The sequence below is a fragment of the Saccharothrix texasensis genome (assembly GCF_003752005.1).
GTDB lineage: Bacteria > Actinomycetota > Actinomycetes > Mycobacteriales > Pseudonocardiaceae > Actinosynnema > Actinosynnema texasense.
Genome location: NZ_RJKM01000001.1, coordinates 91516 through 108173, shown reverse-complemented (window position 1 = coordinate 108173; position 16658 = coordinate 91516). Strand labels below are relative to the sequence as shown.

Annotated in this window: 14 protein-coding genes; 2 read left to right on the top strand and 12 right to left on the bottom strand. The window is 74.7% G+C overall.

The features are described 5' to 3' along the window. Positions 1-68 precede the first annotated feature (68 nt). The 9 genes from EDD40_RS00370 to EDD40_RS00335 form a co-directional block, all read right to left on the bottom strand. Complete coding sequence (locus tag EDD40_RS00370) at positions 69-977, bottom strand: aminoglycoside phosphotransferase family protein (protein WP_170184881.1); 909 nt, start codon at positions 975-977, stop codon at positions 69-71. 10 nt (positions 978-987) lie between these two features. Beyond that, positions 988-2583 (bottom strand): thiopeptide-type bacteriocin biosynthesis protein, encoded by a 1596-nt coding sequence (locus EDD40_RS00365; RefSeq protein ID WP_123741117.1) that lies wholly within the window; start codon positions 2581-2583, stop codon positions 988-990. Next, entirely contained in the window at positions 2580-3695 is a 1116-nt protein-coding gene (locus EDD40_RS00360; RefSeq protein ID WP_123741116.1) for a hypothetical protein, read from the bottom strand. Before EDD40_RS00360 ends, EDD40_RS00365 begins: the two co-directional genes overlap by 4 nt. Then, on the bottom strand, positions 3692-5416 hold the full coding sequence (locus EDD40_RS00355) for a TOMM precursor leader peptide-binding protein (protein ID WP_170184880.1): 1725 nt from the start codon (positions 5414-5416) through the stop codon (positions 3692-3694). The genes EDD40_RS00360 and EDD40_RS00355 overlap by 4 nt, the downstream gene beginning before the upstream one ends. Then, complete coding sequence (locus EDD40_RS41280) at positions 5413-7017, bottom strand: hypothetical protein (protein WP_170184879.1); 1605 nt, start codon at positions 7015-7017, stop codon at positions 5413-5415. Before EDD40_RS41280 ends, EDD40_RS00355 begins: the two co-directional genes overlap by 4 nt. Continuing rightward, positions 7014-8084, bottom strand: a complete 1071-nt coding sequence (locus EDD40_RS00350; protein WP_123741114.1) for a lantibiotic dehydratase C-terminal domain-containing protein — start codon at positions 8082-8084, stop codon at positions 7014-7016. Before EDD40_RS00350 ends, EDD40_RS41280 begins: the two co-directional genes overlap by 4 nt. 136 nt (positions 8085-8220) lie before the next feature. Then, on the bottom strand, positions 8221-8388 hold the full coding sequence (locus EDD40_RS00345; RefSeq protein WP_123741113.1) for a thiazolylpeptide-type bacteriocin: 168 nt from the start codon (positions 8386-8388) through the stop codon (positions 8221-8223). Positions 8389-8805: 417 nt separating this feature from the next. Continuing rightward, the gene (locus EDD40_RS00340; protein ID WP_123741112.1) at positions 8806-9654 is read right to left on the bottom strand and encodes an ABC transporter permease; all 849 of its coding nucleotides are present in this window, start codon (positions 9652-9654) and stop codon (positions 8806-8808) included. Then, on the bottom strand, positions 9651-10547 hold the full coding sequence (locus EDD40_RS00335) for an ABC transporter ATP-binding protein (protein WP_123741111.1): 897 nt from the start codon (positions 10545-10547) through the stop codon (positions 9651-9653). The genes EDD40_RS00340 and EDD40_RS00335 overlap by 4 nt, the downstream gene beginning before the upstream one ends. 220 nt (positions 10548-10767) lie before the next feature. Between EDD40_RS00335 and EDD40_RS00330 the strand changes: the two genes are divergently transcribed. Together EDD40_RS00330 and EDD40_RS00325 are read left to right on the top strand one after the other, a co-directional pair. Beyond that, positions 10768-11592, top strand: coding sequence for a GbsR/MarR family transcriptional regulator (locus tag EDD40_RS00330; protein WP_123741110.1), 825 nt, complete (start codon positions 10768-10770; stop codon positions 11590-11592). Between the two features lie 38 nt (positions 11593-11630). Then, complete coding sequence (locus tag EDD40_RS00325; protein WP_123741109.1) at positions 11631-12260, top strand: CG0192-related protein; 630 nt, start codon at positions 11631-11633, stop codon at positions 12258-12260. Between the two features lie 6 nt (positions 12261-12266). Here EDD40_RS00325 and EDD40_RS00320 read toward each other — a convergent pair whose 3' ends face one another. The 3 genes from EDD40_RS00320 to EDD40_RS00310 all read right to left on the bottom strand — a co-directional run bounded on the left by EDD40_RS00320 (position 12267) and on the right by EDD40_RS00310 (position 16545). Next, positions 12267-13709: a flavin monoamine oxidase family protein gene (locus tag EDD40_RS00320; protein WP_123741108.1), complete on the bottom strand. Its 1443-nt coding sequence runs from the start codon at positions 13707-13709 to the stop codon at positions 12267-12269. 232 nt (positions 13710-13941) lie between these two features. Next, positions 13942-15069 (bottom strand): cytochrome P450, encoded by a 1128-nt coding sequence (locus tag EDD40_RS00315; RefSeq protein ID WP_211348027.1) that lies wholly within the window; start codon positions 15067-15069, stop codon positions 13942-13944. Between the two features lie 99 nt (positions 15070-15168). Next, positions 15169-16545, bottom strand: a complete 1377-nt coding sequence (locus EDD40_RS00310) for a M28 family peptidase (protein WP_246037277.1) — start codon at positions 16543-16545, stop codon at positions 15169-15171. Between the last annotated feature and the right edge of the window lie 113 nt (positions 16546-16658).

Here is a 16658-nt window from a genome sequence, read left to right as displayed (position 1 = left end):
CGGGCGCGGTGGGCCGACGGCGACCGAACCCGGGCAGACCCCGCCCGACACCGCTTTCGGGGTGGCGCTCAGCGGGACTGGGCCGCGTCGGCGGCGAGGCGGTCGAGGGTGCGCCGGCCCATCCGGCTCATGGCCGGGTTGCTGTCGACGTAGTACCAGACCAGGCCCATCGCCTGCTGGAACGCCCAGGCCTTGCCGCGCTCCCACTCCAGGTCGTCGCACCCGAGGTCGGCGCGGAAGGCCCGGCGGGGGCCGCTGTCGAGCAGGTGCCAGGCCCCCACCAGGTCCAGGGACGGGTCGGCCGGGCCCAGGCCGCCGACGTCGAGGAGCCCGGCCAGGCGCCCGTCGGACACCAGCACGTTGCCGGGGATCAGGTCGCCGTGGCACATCACGTCGCCGGTCGCGGCGGGTGGCAGGTCGCGCAGGTGGCGCCACATCCGCCGCAGCGGGGCGACGTCCAAGAGCTTCCCGCTGCGCGAGAAGCAGGTCCGCATCCACTCGTCGTGGTCGCGGAGATCGCCTCCCCGACCTCCCCCGCCGAACGTCCGGCCGCGGGTGTCGATCGTGCGCACGCCGGCGACGAACTCGGCCAGGTCGTGCCCGAACCCGACGGACCCGCCCGGGTCCTCGTCGGTGGCCACGGCGCCGGGCAGCCAGGTCTGCACCGACCACGGCAGCGGGTAGCCGGGGCCGGGCTCGCCCGACGCGACCGGCTCGGGGGTCGGGAAGCGCGTGCGCCCCAGCAGTTCGCGCGCCGCGGCCGCCTCCGACGCCAACCAGCGCCACACCGACTCGACGTCCCCGGGCACCAGCGGGAAGCGGGCCGCGAACCGGTCGCCGATCCGGAAGACCGCGTTGACGGTGCCCGCCGGGGCGACGGCCCTCACCGGCAGGCCCCGCCACTCGGGGAACTGCTCGTCCACCAGCCCCCGCACCACTTCCGGCGAGATCGTCAGCCGACCGGTGTGCATGTCCATGCCCACAGCGTCACACTTCCGGCCCGGCGGGCGAACCGACCGGCAGCAAGTAGACCAAGGTGTCGTCCACGCCGTCCAGGACGAACACGTCGTGCGCGAGGTCGTCGTAGAACCCGCCGAGCACGCCCAGCGACAGCCCGGCCGACGCGGCGACCAGGGCCAGGTTCTGCGCCAGGTGCCCGGCTTCGGCGAACGCGAGCCTCGCCGCACGCAGCCCGTAGGTCCGGCGCAGCGCGCCGAACCGGACGTACAGCCCCAGCAACGCGGGCAGCGCCGCCACCTCCACCCCGGCGGGCACGGAGTCCGCCGGGCCGAACCACATCGAAGTCGCCGCCAGCTCCGCCGCGGACGGCGCGGGCGCCACGGCGACCAGCCGCCGGCCCACCTCGTCGACGTCGTAGACCCCGGCCGCGAGTCCCGTCACGTCCAACGCCACCAGCCGCAGCCGCGCGCTGTACCGGGCGCCCGCGCTCGGGTAGGGCCGGTGACCGTCGTCGAACGCGCCCTGCGCCGTCCACAGCAGCGTCGCCAGCCGCCCGGCGTCGAGCGGACCGCCCAGGTCCGCGCCGCGCCCGGTGCGCCGTGACCGCAACGCCTCCACCAGCGAGCCGGCGGGCGGGTCGCCGGGCGGCAGGTCGACGGTTCCCAGCCAGAGCGACGGGGCCTCGGCCGCGGCGTCCTCGCGCGGCAGCTGGGCGGCCACGCCCGGGACGAACCTGCTGGCCTCCAGGTAGCGGCGGTCGGCAGCGGTCACGCCGTCCTCGTGGAACGGCGCCAGGCCGTCCGGCGCGGCGGCGGTCGCGGCGACCAGCCAGCAGAGGGTGCGCTCCTCGTCGGGGCCGATGCCCAGCCGGTTGAGCAGCATGTGCAGCTGCGAGGCCCACACGTACGGCGGCACGTCCGGCCGGACCTGCGCCATCCAGTACGCCACCACGCCCGTCGCGCCGGTCGACAACCGGTCCCACCGGGCGCTCAGCCCCGTCGCCCACGCCTCGTGCAGGCGGCGTGCGGCGGAGTGGGACGCCACGGTCGGCGGCGTGGACGGCTCGCGGGCCTGCCGCCACCCGGCGGCGAGTGCCCGCAGCCAGGCCGAGGCGGCGAGCCGGTCCAGCTTCATCGCGAGCGTCGTCGCCATCACCAGTTCCACCGCCGCGTTGACCTTCGCGGTCGGGGTGCGCGCCACGCGCAGCACGGCCGCGGCGACCTCGGTGCTCCGGCAGAACACGTCCTCGGCCAGCGGCAGCAGTTCCGGACCGCCGTAGCGGCGCACCTCCGGCTCGTACTCGGCCGGGCGGACGTCACCGTGCGGCAACCAGGCGCCCGGTGCGGCCCCGATCGAGGTGTAGAACGCGTCCGGATCCGGCTCCACCACAGGGAAGTCCGCCGCCGCGACCAGGTCCCGCAGCTGCGCCGCCAGGTCCACCCGCGCGTCCTTGACCCGCACCCGCAGGTGCGGCCCGGTCTGCCAGTACCGCAGGTAGAACCAGTCGGCGAGCCCGCCGTCCGCCCGGTGCGCGGCCATCGCGGGCGCGAGCGCGTCGGCGATGAACGCGTCCACGTGCTCGACCGCCCACGACAAGCGCACGTGCAGACCGGTCCAGGTCATCGGGCCTCCAACGGCGTCAGGTCGTAGGAGAAGCCGGTGCCGCGCGGGCGGCCCGCCAGGAGCAGGTAGAGCAGCACGTGCGAGGCGGGCGCCCGGACGGCTGCCTCCAGCGCCCCGTCGACGGTGCTGCGGGCCGGGCGGCAGAACATCCCGGCGCCGGCCGCCGCGGTGCAGGCGTGTTGAGCCGCCGCGCCCGCCGCCCGCAGCAGCGCCCGGTAGCCGTCGGGCCCGTCCACGGCCACGGCCGCCGCCGGGTCGCCGGTGGTGACCAGCGCCAGGTTCATCGCGCCCACGTCAATCGTGTCGGGCGGGTGGCCGAACACCTCGCGCACCTGGTCCAGCGCCCCGCCGGCGTCGACCAGTCGCAGGCCGGCCGGCTCGTACCAGCCGTCGGCCACGCCCTCGACGTTGCGCACCGCCAGCCGGTGCCGCACGTCGTGGCGCACCGGCGAGCCCTCGGGCGGGTGCGTGATCGCCGCGACGAACGCGTGCAGGGCGCTCACCGGCAGGGGGCGCGGGTCGGCGGAGATGCCGCGGGGGCCGAAGCCGGAGCCGCGCACCGGGGACGGACCCGCCGGCCGGCCGCTCTCCCGCCACGACGACACGACCACCGCCGTGCCGTCGGCGTGCGCCCGCAACCCCAGCCGGGACGCGTGCTCGACCAGGGCCGCCGCCACGTGGCCCATCTCCAGCTCGGTCAACGCGTCGCCGAACTCGCCGTAGCCCTCCGCCAGCCGGTCGCGCCTGCGCACCGGCTCCAGCCGCACCAACCCGTCGGGCACGGGTGAGCCGTCGCCGACCACGACCCGCCGGACCGGGTCCACCAGCCAACGGCGGGAGCCCACCGCCAGCACGACGTCGACGGTGAACGCGGCCCGCGCCGAGGGGTGGCCGCGGTGGTCGTTGTACTGGTTCCACGGCTCCCACCGCAGCGGCGTCACCACGTCGGTCAGCAGGTGCGTCAGCGCGGACCCGAACCGGCCCCGCGCGGCCAGTGCCGCGAACGGCGTCCGCGGGCCCGACGCCGGCCCGGGACGCGGCGCGGGCCCGGTCTCCACCACCCGGCCGGGCCCGTGCCGGTAGGCGGCGGCCAACGCGTCGGCGGCCGTCACGGGAACGGGTGGGGCAGCAGGGGGCCGTCGGCGCGCAGCCGGCCGATGCCGTGCGTGCGGCGGTTGAGCTCGCCGAACGTCATCGGCAGCGTGCCGGGGACGATCACCTTGGCCGAGTGCAGGCCCAACCGGTCGCGCACCACCGGGTCGGTCTGGTCCACCGCGATCACCTCCAGCTCCAGCGCGGCCAACTTGCGCACGTAGTGCTCCAGCAGCGCGTCGAGGTCGTCGCGCGGCACGTCGGGCACGGTCGCCGCCACCGGGTCGCCCGGTCGCAGGAAGTCGTACCGGTCGGCGGCCTCGGGCAGGCCGTTGACGGTGACGTGGTCCTCCATGGTGCGGATCAGCCCGGGTTCCCGGAGCATCCGCAGCAGCCGGTCCCGGTCGTACTCCTCGGGGTTGGTCCGGAAGCGCCGCGCCGCCGACTCGACGTCCATCACCACCTCGGCCGCCGCCGCGCGCACCGCGCCGGCGGGGTCCAGGCCCGCGCCGGCGGCGAAGAACGCCCGCGGCGACAGCGGTCCCGGACCGGTGTGGCGGGCCAGGGAGAGCACCGACGGCACGTCCAGCTCGGTGGTGGCGTCGTAGAACTCCAACGCATAGCCCAGTTGCGCCACCCGGTCGGCCAGGTGGGCGACGAAGTCGTCCCGGACCTCCAGCTCGGGCAACGGGCGGCGGGCGTACCAGGCCATCAGGAACGCGTCGCGCTCGGCGACCTCGAACAACCCGTGCAGCACCGCTTCGGTGAGGCTGTTGCCCGTGCCGCAGCCGTTGGACGTCTCGTCCAGGAACCGCGCTCCCGTCCCGCGGCCCAAGCCCCAGTAGACGGCGTGCTCCGGCACCGCGACCGGTCTGCCGTGCGTGTACGACCACCCGTGCACCCACTTCGTGCGCGCCTCGGCGGAGTACGGGGTGATGTGCGGCGACGGGTGGTCCGGCAGGCCCAACCGGACCGGGTCCAGCGCGCGGGACGGGCCCAGCTCGGCGAACGACGCCTCCAGCACGGTCCGCACCCGGCGCGGGCGCATCCCGGCGTGCCGTTCCACCGACTCGAACAACGCCACCCGCTCGGCCTCGGCGAAGTCGCCCGTGCGGCCGAACCCGGCCTGCCGCCCCTGGCCCTCGGGCACGAGCTGGGCCGCGGCCGCCGCCAGTGGCAGGTCGCCGATGCGCAACACCCCGGTCACCAGGCCGTGCCGCGCGTCCACCAGCGCCGCGCGCACGGCGTCGCCGGAGGTGCGCGGGTTCGGACCGCGCACCGTGCCGGGCTCCGCCGGCACCGGCTCGCGCACGACCACGGCCAGCTCGGGTGAGTCCTCGGGCAGCGGCCCGCACACCGCGCAGCCGTCCGGCCGGGTGCGCACCCGGTGCTCGGTGACGGTCGCCAGGTCGGCGCGCACCGCCAGGACCGTGTCCCGGTGCGCGTCGGGGTCGGCCCGCACCCGTTCGGTCAGCGCGGCCAGCAACGGGCGCAGCACCGGGGAACCCAGGCCGCCCACCCGCATCCGCTCGTCACGGCGGGGCGTCGCCGTGCTCTGCGCGGCCAACCGCGCGTCCTCGGCGCAACTCAGGCACACGCCCGCGCCGTCCCCGCCGAACACCGGGCCGACCAGCACCAGGCCGCCGTCGTGGCGGATCGGCAGCACCGGCGAGCCGGTGGGCGCGGCGCTGATCCGCGCCAGGTCGCCGAGCGCGTAACCGGTCAGCTCCAGCACCTTCACCGGCCGACCTCCGGCACCGCGCGACCCACCACGCCGGCGGCGTCGAGCACCGGCCCCAGGCCCACCGGCTCCACCTCGGCCACGCCCAGCAGCCGCCGCAGGTCGTCCTGCAACCCTTCCTCGGCGTCGCGCACGCCCAGCGGCCAGTGCCGGTCGCGGTCGGGCCGCGACGCGTCGACGCCGTCGGGCACGTGCACCGGCATCGCGCCGGACAGCACGACGGTGTCGGACAGACCGGCCTGGGCACGGCCGGCGGCGGCCATCGCGGCGAACGCCACCGCGTCGGCCGCCGACGCCTCGACCGCCCACGACAGCTCGTGCCCGCCGGCGTGGACGCGGGCGCGCACCACCCGCTCGGCCAGGCGGGTCACCTCGACGGCGGCGGGCAGCGCGAAGCGCAGCACCACGGCCTTCCACCAGCGTCGCGCGGTGGGGTCGGTCAGCCACTCGTCCTCGGCCACCGGCGTCCCGGCCAGGCGGCGGGCGGCCGTGCGCAGGGCCAGGCCGTCGGCGTGCCGCCGGTCCGCGCCGAGCACGGCGCCGTCGGGGGCGAGCCGGTGCGCCGCGCGGATCACCGCGTCGAGCCGGGCGGCGCGGTCGGTCGTGCCGAACCCGACCACGTCGCCGGACGCCGCGAGCGCCACCGGCGACTGCGGCAGCGATCCCGGACCGGGTGCGGGCACGGGTCCCAGTTCGGGGTCGCCCAGGACCCGCACCAGCGTGCCGTCCGGCTCGCCGGGTCGCACCTCCGACAACCACGGGTGGTACTCGGCGCGCAACGGGTCCAGCCGCGCGACCAGCACCGGCTGGTGCGGCGGGTCGGGCGGCGGCGAGTCGTGCCAGAGGTTCACCGCCTCGGTGGACGGGTCCGGCAGCCCACCGACCGCGCACACCAGCCGGTGCGCGGCGGCCGACCCGACCAGCGCGGCCAGCACCTCCGGCGGCGGGCCGGGCTCGCCACCCAGCCGCGCGGCCACGGCGGCGGCGTCGGCGAGCACGTCGGCGGCCGGTCCGGGCCGCACCACGAAGCCCACGTCCGCGGCGCACCCGGCGGCGACCGCGTGCCCGCCGGCGAGCAGCAGCAGCGGTCCGTCGCCCGGCCGGAGCTCGGGTTCCAACCCGGTGGCCAGCAACGTCCGCCGCGCGGCGGCGGCCGGCGCGCCGCCGCCGACCACGGCGACGGGAGTGGAGCGCATCCGCCGCCACGCCCGCAGCGGCACGGGTGCGACGGACTCCAGCCAACTCGCGACGTGCGGCGGCGGTCCGGGGTCCGGGCCGCCGGTGTCGCCCGGTGCGGCGGCCCAGGCCGCGGGCACCTCGACCAGCAGGTCGTGCTCGCGCAGTTGGCCGATGATCAGCTCCAGCGCCTTGGCCACGACCGGCGGTGCGTCGTCGGGCGCCGCCAACCGCGCCGGCGGCACCCCGTCGGCCAGCGGACCCGCCAACCGCTGCCAGATCGCCCAGAGACCCTTGCCGCCGCGCAACGTGAACCCGGACCGCCAACCCCGCGCGTGCAGGCCGGTGGCGGTCGGCGTGACCTGCGCGATCGGGCGCAGTCGCACCAGCACCCGGTCCGCGGCGGCGGCCGCGGAGTCGTTCACCGGGTCGCCTCCGCCATCCGCGCGATGTGCTCGGACCAGCCGACGCCGCTGATCCGCTGCGCGGCCCGCGCCACCAGGCTCGCCGCCAGGTAGCGCTCGACCGGTGTCACGTCGCACACCGAGAGCAGCTGGTAGAGCATGTTCGTGCCGAACCGGTAGACGGTGAACGGCCGCCGGTACAGCGGGTGCTCCAGGTCCACCGCCCGCAACTGCCGGTGGTACTCGCTGTGGTGCTCGCGGTGGTCGGGGTGCCAGCGCCGGATGGCGCCCGGCTCCCCCAGCGCCAACGCCCGCTCGCCGTGGCGGGAGCTGTAGCCGCTGGGCAGGTCGCCGCGGTCGTACACGACCTCGATCAGCTCGCGGGCGGTGACCGTCCAGGCCGCCCACGGCGTGGTCAGGCGGCCCTCGGCGACGGCCAGGACGGTCTCGGTGACGCCCGGCGCGTTGTCCGCCCACACCCGGTCGAACCGGGACCGCAGGCGGCCGTCCGGGTCGCTGTGCAGCAGGAAGTCCTCCAGGTGGGACTGGAACGAGTGGTAGCCGTGCTCCAGGCCGCCGGAGTAGCGGCTCGCGTGCGCGGCCATCGCGACCAGCGCGGCCCGCACGCGCGTGGTGGACCTGGTGTCGTCGGCGGCCACCACGTCCCGCAGGGCGGGCACGCCCAGGCGCAGCACGCGGGTCCGCAGGTCCACCAGGACGTCCGAGCCGAGCAGCTCGCGGATGCCGCTGTGGTCGGTCGGCTCGACCACCACGGTGTTGTCCGGGTGGATCGGCTCGTACGGCGGCGGGACCAGCTCGGCCACGCCGTAGCGGTGCGACCGGTCCAGCAGCTCGTCGTGCGGCGTCCCCGCCGTGGACGGGTGCGCCGCCAGGTGCTCGCGCAGCCGCTCGGCGACCAGGTCGGCCTCCCGGTCCAGGCGCACCCGCAGGTGCGGGCCGTGCAGCCAGTGCCGCTCCACGTGGCCGCGCGCGCCGGCGGCCTCGGCCTCGGCGAGCGCGGGCAGGACCGCGTCGCGGAGCAGGGACGCCTTCACCGGGTCGTGGTAGTAGCAGACGACATCGGTCACGAGGCCTCCAGCGGGTGTCCACGATCGGTTCGACCACCCGGCCGCCGGGTGGCACCGGGCCGGGGACGCCCCTGTGGGCGTCCCCGGCGTCGACGAGCTGCGGTGAACCTCCTGGTAATCGGCTGGGACGCCGGTCTCAGAAGGTCGGTTGGGGCAGCTGCGGCTGGCAGCAGCACGAGCTGCCGCACGAGGCGCCGATCGACGCGCCGCTCTCGGGCAGCGCGACGGTGTCGCGCATCGTGGTGACGGCGAGGTCGTCGAGCACCAGGTCCTCGGCGTCGAAGGTCAAGTCGAACTCGTTCATGCACACCTCCTTCTCGGGAACGACGAAGCTAAAGTTCACCGATTCCGACCGACAAGTGTTTCGCATTCGGCGCTGCGGTTCCGCTTCGGCTGTGAAAAGCGCGGTCGTGCGCGACCGCAGCACATTCCGGCGCCCGTCGAATAACGGTGGACGTGGCCGCCCGGCCACCCCGTCGACGCAGGTCGGGCAGGCGCGTCCGACCCCGCGCGACCGTCCGTCCGCATCCGGCCGACCCCCGTCCGACCCGGTCGAGGCCCCACTGCGCGGGCCGGGTCGCGGCCGGTCGGCCGCACCCGGCCCGCCGTGCTCCCGCCGCGACGGTGCGGGCTGCCGAACCGCCGGCGCTGGTCACTCCCGCCTTCACCGATTCCCGGATCGGCGGGACCGCGCAGTCGTCGCGCCGGCGGGATCGTCGGCCTACCCGACCCGTCGCAGTGACCTCTCCCGGCGTTCGGCCACGCTCGACCCGGACTCCCGGCGGGCCATCCGGCGCAGCACCGCCGGAGCCAGGACCAGGCCGACGACCGCCCACGCGGTCAGCACGCCGACGGTTTCCAGGTGCCGCCAGGACTGGCCGATCTCCACGGCCGCGGCGGCATCGGGCAGGAGGGCCGAGCGCATGCCGAGCCCCAGCCAGTACACCGGGAACACCTGCGCCACCCACTGCACCCAGACCGGCAGCGCCGTGACCGGGTAGAAAACGCCGGAGATCGCGATCACGGCGAGGATCGGCAGGATCAACAGGCCCTGCGCGCGGGCGCTGGAGAACACCGAGCCGAGCACCGCGCCCAGGGGCAGGGCGGCGAGCAGGCCGAGCGCCAGCACCCAGGCCACCGTCAGCCACGCCTCGACGCTGCCGGTGACCAGGCCGGAGACCAGGAACGCGCCCGGCACCAGGAAGATCGACAGGTCCACGACGAGCCCGCCGGCCACGGACACGAGCTTGCCCACCAGGTAGCCCGACATCCCGTTCGGCGTCGCCTTGGCCCGCAGCAGCGTGCCGTCCTCGCGGTCGGCGGTGAGCAGTTGGCTCATGGTGACCATGGCCATCGCGGCGTTCATGCCGAGGATGCCCGGCAGCGCGAGGGCGCCGACGGAGAACCCGGTCCCCTCGAAGGACACGTCACGCAGGAAGAACGTGACGACGAGCATCAGCACGGGCCAGAACGCGTGGTCCCACAGGTCCGCGCCGTTGGTCAGCGACTGGCGCAGCTCGATCAGGCCCCGCTGCCCGCCCGCGCGCAACGCGGTGGTGGTCGGGTTCACCCGGCCGCTCCCCCCGCCTCGACCCTGCGCACCAGCGACAGGTAGGTGTCCTCCAGCGAGGCCCGGCGGACCTCCAGCTCGGTGATCCCGTCGCCGTGGCGGCGGAACAGGTCGTGCACGAACTCCGTGGACGCCCGCACGTGCCGCACGTGCCGCTGCCCGGCGTGGGTCCAGCGGACCTCGTCCTCGCCCGCGATGCGCCGCGCCAGCTCGTCGGCCGTGCCGTCGGCGACGATCCGGCCGCCGTCGAGGACGACGATGCGGTCGGCCAGCTTCTCGGCTTCGTCCAGGTCGTGCGTGGTGAGCAGGACCGTCGTGGACTCCCGGGCCGCGAGCCCGCGCACGAGCTCGTGGAACTCGCGGCGCGCGACCGGGTCGAACCCGGTGGTCGGCTCGTCCAGGAACAGCACCTCGGGCCGGCCGACGAGGCCGACGGCGACGTCCAGCCTGCGCCGCTGGCCGCCGGACAGCGTGCGGATCTTCGCGTTCGCCCGCGAGGTCAGGCCGACGGCCGCGACCAGGTCGTCCGGGTCCCACGGTCGGGCGATCCGGTCGGTGGCGTAGCAGGAGAAGTAGACGCCGAGGTGCCGGAGCAGTTCGCGGACCCGCCACTTGCCGTGGTCGCGCCAGGACTGCAGGACCACGCCGACGCGGGCCCGCCACTCCTCGCCGGCGTGGGCCGGGTCGACGCCGAGCACCGACACCCGGCCCGCCGAGCGCATCCGGAAACCCTCCAGGACCTCGATCGTCGTGGTCTTGCCCGCGCCGTTCGGGCCGAGCAGCGCCAGCACCTCGCCGTGGCGGGCCTGGAACGTGACGTCGTGCAGGACGTCGGTCGTGCCGTAGCGCATGCGCAGGCCGTCGACGTCGAGCACGACTCGCTCGCTCGTCATAGCTCCCCCTGACTTCCGGTCGATCTTCGAGAGGGGGCGAAAGCTACGTCGCCTTTCGGGCGCCGACAACGTCCGAGAATGGTCATTGCGGGGTTTCAGCAGCTATTCCGCGTCGAATCATTGCACCGGCGCTGACGGTGAACGCAATGATTCGGCGGACCTCGTTGCACTGCGCTGCCCGTGAACGCACACTGGCCGCACCGACGGGAGAGGACGGGCGATGCCGGGTGGCAGGCTGACCGACGAGGACCGCCGCGACATCGCGTCGGGGCTGACGCGCGGTCTGGGTTACGCGGAGATCGCGCGACGGCTGGGCAGGCCGACGTCCACCGTGACCCGCGAGGTGAGCCGCAACGGCGGCGCCCGTGACTACCGGGCCGACCGCGCGCACCAGGCCGCGCGGCGACGCGCCCGCCGGCGCAGGTCCGCCGCGCCCCACGAGCCGCCTGCCGTCGTCGGCGCGGAAGGCCGCGACCCGGCGGCGGTGTCGGCGTTCGCGGAGGAGTTCGCCGCCTCGATGGTGCGGATGGGGTTGCCGCGCATGGCCGCCCGCGTGCTGGCGAGCCTGCTCACGACCGACGCCGGCGCGCTGACCGCGGCGGAGCTGACCGACCGGCTGCGGGTCAGCCCGGCATCGGTCTCCAAGGCGGTCGGCTACCTCGAAGGACTGGAGGTCCTGCGCCGCGAGCGCGGTGTCCGGCGGCGGGAGAGGTACTTCGTCGACGACGACATGTGGTTGCGCACGTGGCTGACGAGCGCCCGGACCAACGAGGTGCTCGCCGAGACGGCCGGACGCGGGGCCGAGGTCCTCGACCCCGCCACGCCCGCCGGGGCCCGGATGGGTCGGATGGGCCGGTTCTTCGCGCAGCTCGGCGACGACATGGCCGGCGGGCCCAGCTCGGTCGTCGGCGACGTGGTGACCGTGCTGGGCGCGCTCGTCCGCGCCGTCACCCCGGACCTCGCGGACCGCCTCGCCGCCGAGCTGGGCTGGCCGCCGGACCGGGTCGCCGAGGCCCTGCGCGACGCCGCGCACGTGACGCGCTGACGCGCCGACGCGCGGACCGCCGCGGTTAGGATGACCGCATGGCCCTGATCCACAAAGCGACCGTCACCCCCACCAAGGTCGAGCTGCTGGCCGGCTGGCTGCCCGGCCGCGACTGGTACACGGGGCCGACCGGCGAGGTCGTGCGGGTGGCGAGCTACCGCTTCGACGACCCGGCCGGCGCGGTCGGGATCGAGACCATGCTGGTGCGGGTCGGCGACGGGCCGGTGCTCCAGATGCCCCTCACCTACCGCGACGCGCCGTTGGACGGCGGCGACGAGTGGCTGATCGGCACCACGGAGCACTCGGTGCTGGGCCGGCGCTGGGTGTACGACGCGTTCGGCGACCCGGTGTACGTGGCGGCCCTCGCGGAGGCGATCCTCACCGGAGCGGGCCAGGTCGAGGAGTTCGTGCAGCACGAGGACCGGCTCGAACGCCGTGACCTCAGCATGGGCATCGCCGTGACCGGGCACGGGCCGGCGGAGGCGCCCGCCGCGGGCGCGGTCGAGCGCGTGACCGAGGGCGAGCTGACGGTGGTCGTGACGGCGACCGTCGAGCTGGCCGTCCGCCGTCGCCTCGACACCGGCGGCGACCTCACCGGCGCCGTCCTGACCGGCACGTGGGCCGGTCAGGAGACACCGGTGCCGCTGGCCTCCGCGACGCCGCGCTGAGCCCGGTCAGTCCTTCCAGGGCATCTCGTCGCGCAGTCCTTCGTGGATCGCGTAGGCGTTCTTCACCGCTGCCTTCAACGCGCCTTCCACCCACCGCCGGTGACGCCGGTCGCACGCGTCGTTGGCGAACCACACCCGGTTCACCGGCCTGATCACGTCCTCGTAGAACGACTCGCTCATCTCGAACGCCCGGAACAGCGGTCCGATGCCGCACGCGAACCAGTCGAGCGCCCAGTCCTTGTAGACGCCGAACTCGAACGTGTCACGCGCCTCCGGGTGGATCTTGACCAGGTCCTCCAACGCCTGCATGACGCTCTCCTCGCCGGCCAGCGGCGTGTACGGCATGCTGTCCTGCTCCCAGCAGTACGACGCGATCATCACGCCCTTGCGGAACCGGGTGTCCTGGCCGGCCGGCGGGTAGACGATGTTGCGGATCGCCAGGTCGGTCACCGTGAGGCCGTGCGTGATGCCGTAGGAGGTCTCCCACCACCGTTCGCTGAACTGCATGAACAGCTTGTGCGCCCGGCCGTAGTAGGTGTTGCGGATGGCGTACCACTTGTCCGGGTCGAGCCCTTCGATCTCCATGTGCCGCAGGCTCGCGAACGGCACCGTCACGATGCACTCGTCCGCCTCGATCGTCTGCGTGCGCCGGCCGGCGCGGTAGTGCACCCGGACACCGCTGTCGTCCTGGTCGACGCCGTGCACCAGGGCCCCGAGCCGGATGTCGTCCATCAGCAACGACTCGTACGCGCGTGGCAGCGAGTCGGCGCCGTCGACGATGTAGACGAGGTGGCCGAAGACGTCCTCGTAGAAGTGGGAGAACCACTCGACGAGGGAGAAGTGGTAGCGGCCCTCCAGGTTGAACAGCGGCCCGAGCATGGACAGCGCGCCGTCGCTGAGGCCGCGCTCCTTGAGGTAGCCGAGCAGCGTGTACCGGTCGTAGTCGGTCAGCAGGCGGTGCCACGCCTTGGCTTCGTCCTCCTGCTCCATGATGTCGATCAGCGGCTGCACGGTGTGCCGCAGCAGGTCGTGCGGCGATTGCACCGCCTCGTCGGAGCGCAGGTCGAACGAGAACTGGTCGGCGCTGAAGTCCCGCCGCCGCACGCCCTTGCCCTGGAGGTACACGAACGTGTCCTCGTCGTACATGGGGAACGGTTTGGTGGCGAGCTTGAACTTCTCGTCGATCAACCACGAGACGAGCGGGTGCTGCTCGGGGAACCGCATGGCGCCGAACTCGCCGTACATGTCCCCGGCGAAGCCGCGGTGGGTGAGGATGCGCCCGCCCAGCCGGTTCTGGCCCTCGAGGATCGTCACCTCGTGGCCGGCTTCCTTCAGCAGCATGGCCGCGGTCAGCCCGGCCATTCCCGCGCCCACGACGACGACGTGCCGCCGCGGCGCGGAACTGTCCGGCAATCCTTCTTTGAGCAGGTCGAGAACGTCCAACGCCATCGAGACCACCTCACCCGGTCGTACCCGCGGTCGCGCCGCGAACTGTTTGGCAGAAGAGGTGGCCACCCTCGGTAGTCCGACCGTACTAGTCCCCAAACCTGTGGCCAACGCCCTGATGGGGTGAGGCGCGGCGTCGCTGAATACGCTGAATCCGGTGGTGGGAGCGCCGAAGGCGGCGTCGTGAGGTGCCCGCGTGGGCCGAACGGGGTGGTGCGTCCACTCTGTCGGGTGGCTAGTCCGACGAAATGCGGAGCGGCAGGTGGTCGAGGCCGCGCTGGGTCGCCGTCGGCCTCCGCACGGGTTCGCCCGCCGCCTCGACCCGGCCCACCGCGGCGAGCGCGCGGAACGCCGTGAGCAGCACCTCGCGGCCCAGCGGCGCGCCGAAGCACGCGTGCACACCGCGACCGAGGCCGAGGTGCGGGTTGGCCGGCCGGGCGAAGTCCGCCTCGTCGGGCGAGGGGAACACCAGCGGGTCGCGGTTCGCGGCGGCCAGCACGACGACCACGACGTCACCCCGCCGCACCCGCCGGCCGCGCAGGTCCACATCGGACTTGCAGTGCCTGCTCACCGCCTGCACCGGGCCGACCAGGCGGATCAGCTCGTCCACCGCCCGGCCGTCCAACGAGGACAGCTCGGCGCCCGTCCACGACCGCCGCGAGGTCAACCGGTGCAGGGCGTTGGCCATCATGTCGGCGGTGGTGGAGTAGCCCGCGTCGAACACCGCGCGCAGCGAGTTCACCAGCACCCGGTCGTCGCCGGGCCGCACGGCGTCGAGCACGCCACCGGCCTTCGCGCCCTCCCGCCAGCCCTCGATGAGGGTGTTGAGGGTGTCGCGCGCGGCGAGGGCGGGCGGCAGCCGGGTCGGGTCGAGACCGGAGTCCATGCCGAGCACCATGGTGCGCGAGGTCTCCCGGTAGCGCTCGTGCTCGGCCGGGAACCCGATGCCGTAGAGGTCCGCGACCGCTTGCAGCGCGAGCGGTTCGGCGACGTCGCGCACGAAGTCCACCACCCCGCGCAGGTCCTTGACGAGGTCGTCCGCCAGTCGCCGCACCGACTCGCCGACCAGCGCCTCCCGGGACCGCAGCAGCCCGAGGAACAGGTGCCGCACGGGCGTCGACTCGGGCGGGTCGAGCACGTGGAGGTTGCGCACCGACTCGGGCACCGGCTTGCCGAGCGCGGCGGGGTCCGAGCCGAACGCGTCGGTGTCCTTGAGGACGCGCGTGCAGTCGTCGTGCCGGGTGAGGACCCAGGCGTCGAGCGGGTCGTGCCGGTGCACGGGGTCCTCGGCCCGCAGCCGCGCGTAGATCGCGTGCGGATCGGCGAGCATGGTGGCCGACAACGGGTCGAAGATGCTGGACAAGGCGCTCCCCCGGGCCGTGGTGGGGTGCGCCCGGGCGCACCCCACCGGAATGGGTCATCGACTAGTGGACGTAGTACATGGCGAGCACCTCCCTTCCCGTCAGGGCCGCACGTCGTCGTCCCTGACCGCGAATCGCCCCACGGCCCACGCCATCGCCCTCATCGACTCGCCCAATGCTCCCGTGTGGACGTTCGACAGGTCGTCACAGGGCTGGTGGTAGCACGGGTCGTACGTCATCCCGGCCGTGCCGCCGAACACGGCGGCCTCCTCCGGGGTCTTGGTGCCGCGCACCCCGCCGAACGCGCCGCCGACCGGCACGCCCGCCGCGGCGAACGGCTCTTGGTCGGATCGGATGTCGTCGAGGTCCGCGGTGCGGAACGGCACGTGCCGCACGTCGTAGCCCCGGGACAGCACGGCTTCCACCGCGCCGGACCCCGGTGGTCCGGCCGGCGAGCCGGTGCCCGGGTGGTCGCTGTCGTCGCCGTCGACGACGAAGTGGACGTAGTTGGGCGAGGCGATCAGCTCCCAGTTCAGGTACAGGCTGATGGCGGCCAGCTCGCGCGGCGTGCGGGTGCCCACGTAGTGGATCGAGCCGACGTTGAGCCACTCCTCGGCGCCCCAGAACGCGAAGCGCACCTTGTTGACCACCCGCGCCCGGTGCGGCGCGAGCCGGACAGCGGTCTCCAGCAACGCCGCGGCACTCGTGCCGTTGTCGTTGACGCCCGGTCCGTCGACCGCGCTGTCGAGGTGCGCGCCGGCCATGACCACGTGGTCCGCCCGGCCGCCCGGGGTCTCGGCGAACACGTTCACCGTGACGTCGTCGTAGGCGTGCCCGCGCAGGTCGAGCGACGCCTCGCCGGGCGTCAGCGACCGGGCGGAGCGCTCGCTGATGAACGCCACCGGCAGCGGCGCGCCCGGCACGCGGCGGCGCAGCACGGCGTCCACGGCGGGCGACACGTCGTAGAACAGCACCGCGCCCACCCCGGCGGTCCGTGCGGCCACCGCCTTGTCCACCGTCGGACAGCCGCCGGTGGGCGCGACCGCGATCGCGGTGCCCGGCGGGTAGTGCGCGGCCTGGCAACCGTCACCGGCAGCCGTCGCCAGCACGCCCGTGACCTGTCCCGACGGGGTGAACTGGCCCATCAACGCCCGGACCCGGGCGCCACCGGGCGCGGTGAAGACCTCGACGTCGGCGGCGAACCCCGTGTAGGGCACCGGCTGGGCCGTCACCCGGTACCCGGCGCGGCGCAGGACGCGCTCGACGTGCTCCCGCGATCGTTCGAAGCCGGGGGTGCCCGCGGCCCGGTTGCCGCCGTGGCGCCGGGCCGCGGCGTCGAGCTCGGCGAGCGTCGCCAGCGCGGACGCGGTGCTCACCGACCCGGACAGCGCGCGGGCCAACCGGTCGTCGGAGGACTCGGCCGCGGCGGGCACGGTGCCGAGCACGATCAGCACGACCGCGAACGCGACAATGCGCACGACCCACCCCCGGAAACAATCACAGAAGTACTGCGAATAGGTCCGAGCGCGACCCGGAAACGTTCCGGGCAACAGCTCGACCCACCCGATTGACATTCTCCCCTGGGTTCGGA

What these genes read in the sequence shown, in the direction of transcription:
- EDD40_RS00325 (WP_123741109.1), top strand. Translation starts at nt 11,631, where the DNA reads ATGGCCCTGATCCACAAAGCGACCGTCACCCCCACCAAGGTCGAGCTG.
- EDD40_RS00320 (WP_123741108.1), bottom strand. Translation starts at nt 13,709, where the DNA reads ATGGCGTTGGACGTTCTCGACCTGCTCAAAGAAGGATTGCCGGACAGT.
- EDD40_RS00365 (WP_123741117.1), bottom strand. Translation starts at nt 2,583, where the DNA reads ATGACCTGGACCGGTCTGCACGTGCGCTTGTCGTGGGCGGTCGAGCAC.
- EDD40_RS00335 (WP_123741111.1), bottom strand. Translation starts at nt 10,547, where the DNA reads ATGACGAGCGAGCGAGTCGTGCTCGACGTCGACGGCCTGCGCATGCGC.
- EDD40_RS00370 (WP_170184881.1), bottom strand. Translation starts at nt 977, where the DNA reads ATGGACATGCACACCGGTCGGCTGACGATCTCGCCGGAAGTGGTGCGG.
- EDD40_RS00330 (WP_123741110.1), top strand. Translation starts at nt 10,768, where the DNA reads ATGCCGGGTGGCAGGCTGACCGACGAGGACCGCCGCGACATCGCGTCG.
- EDD40_RS00345 (WP_123741113.1), bottom strand. Translation starts at nt 8,388, where the DNA reads ATGAACGAGTTCGACTTGACCTTCGACGCCGAGGACCTGGTGCTCGAC.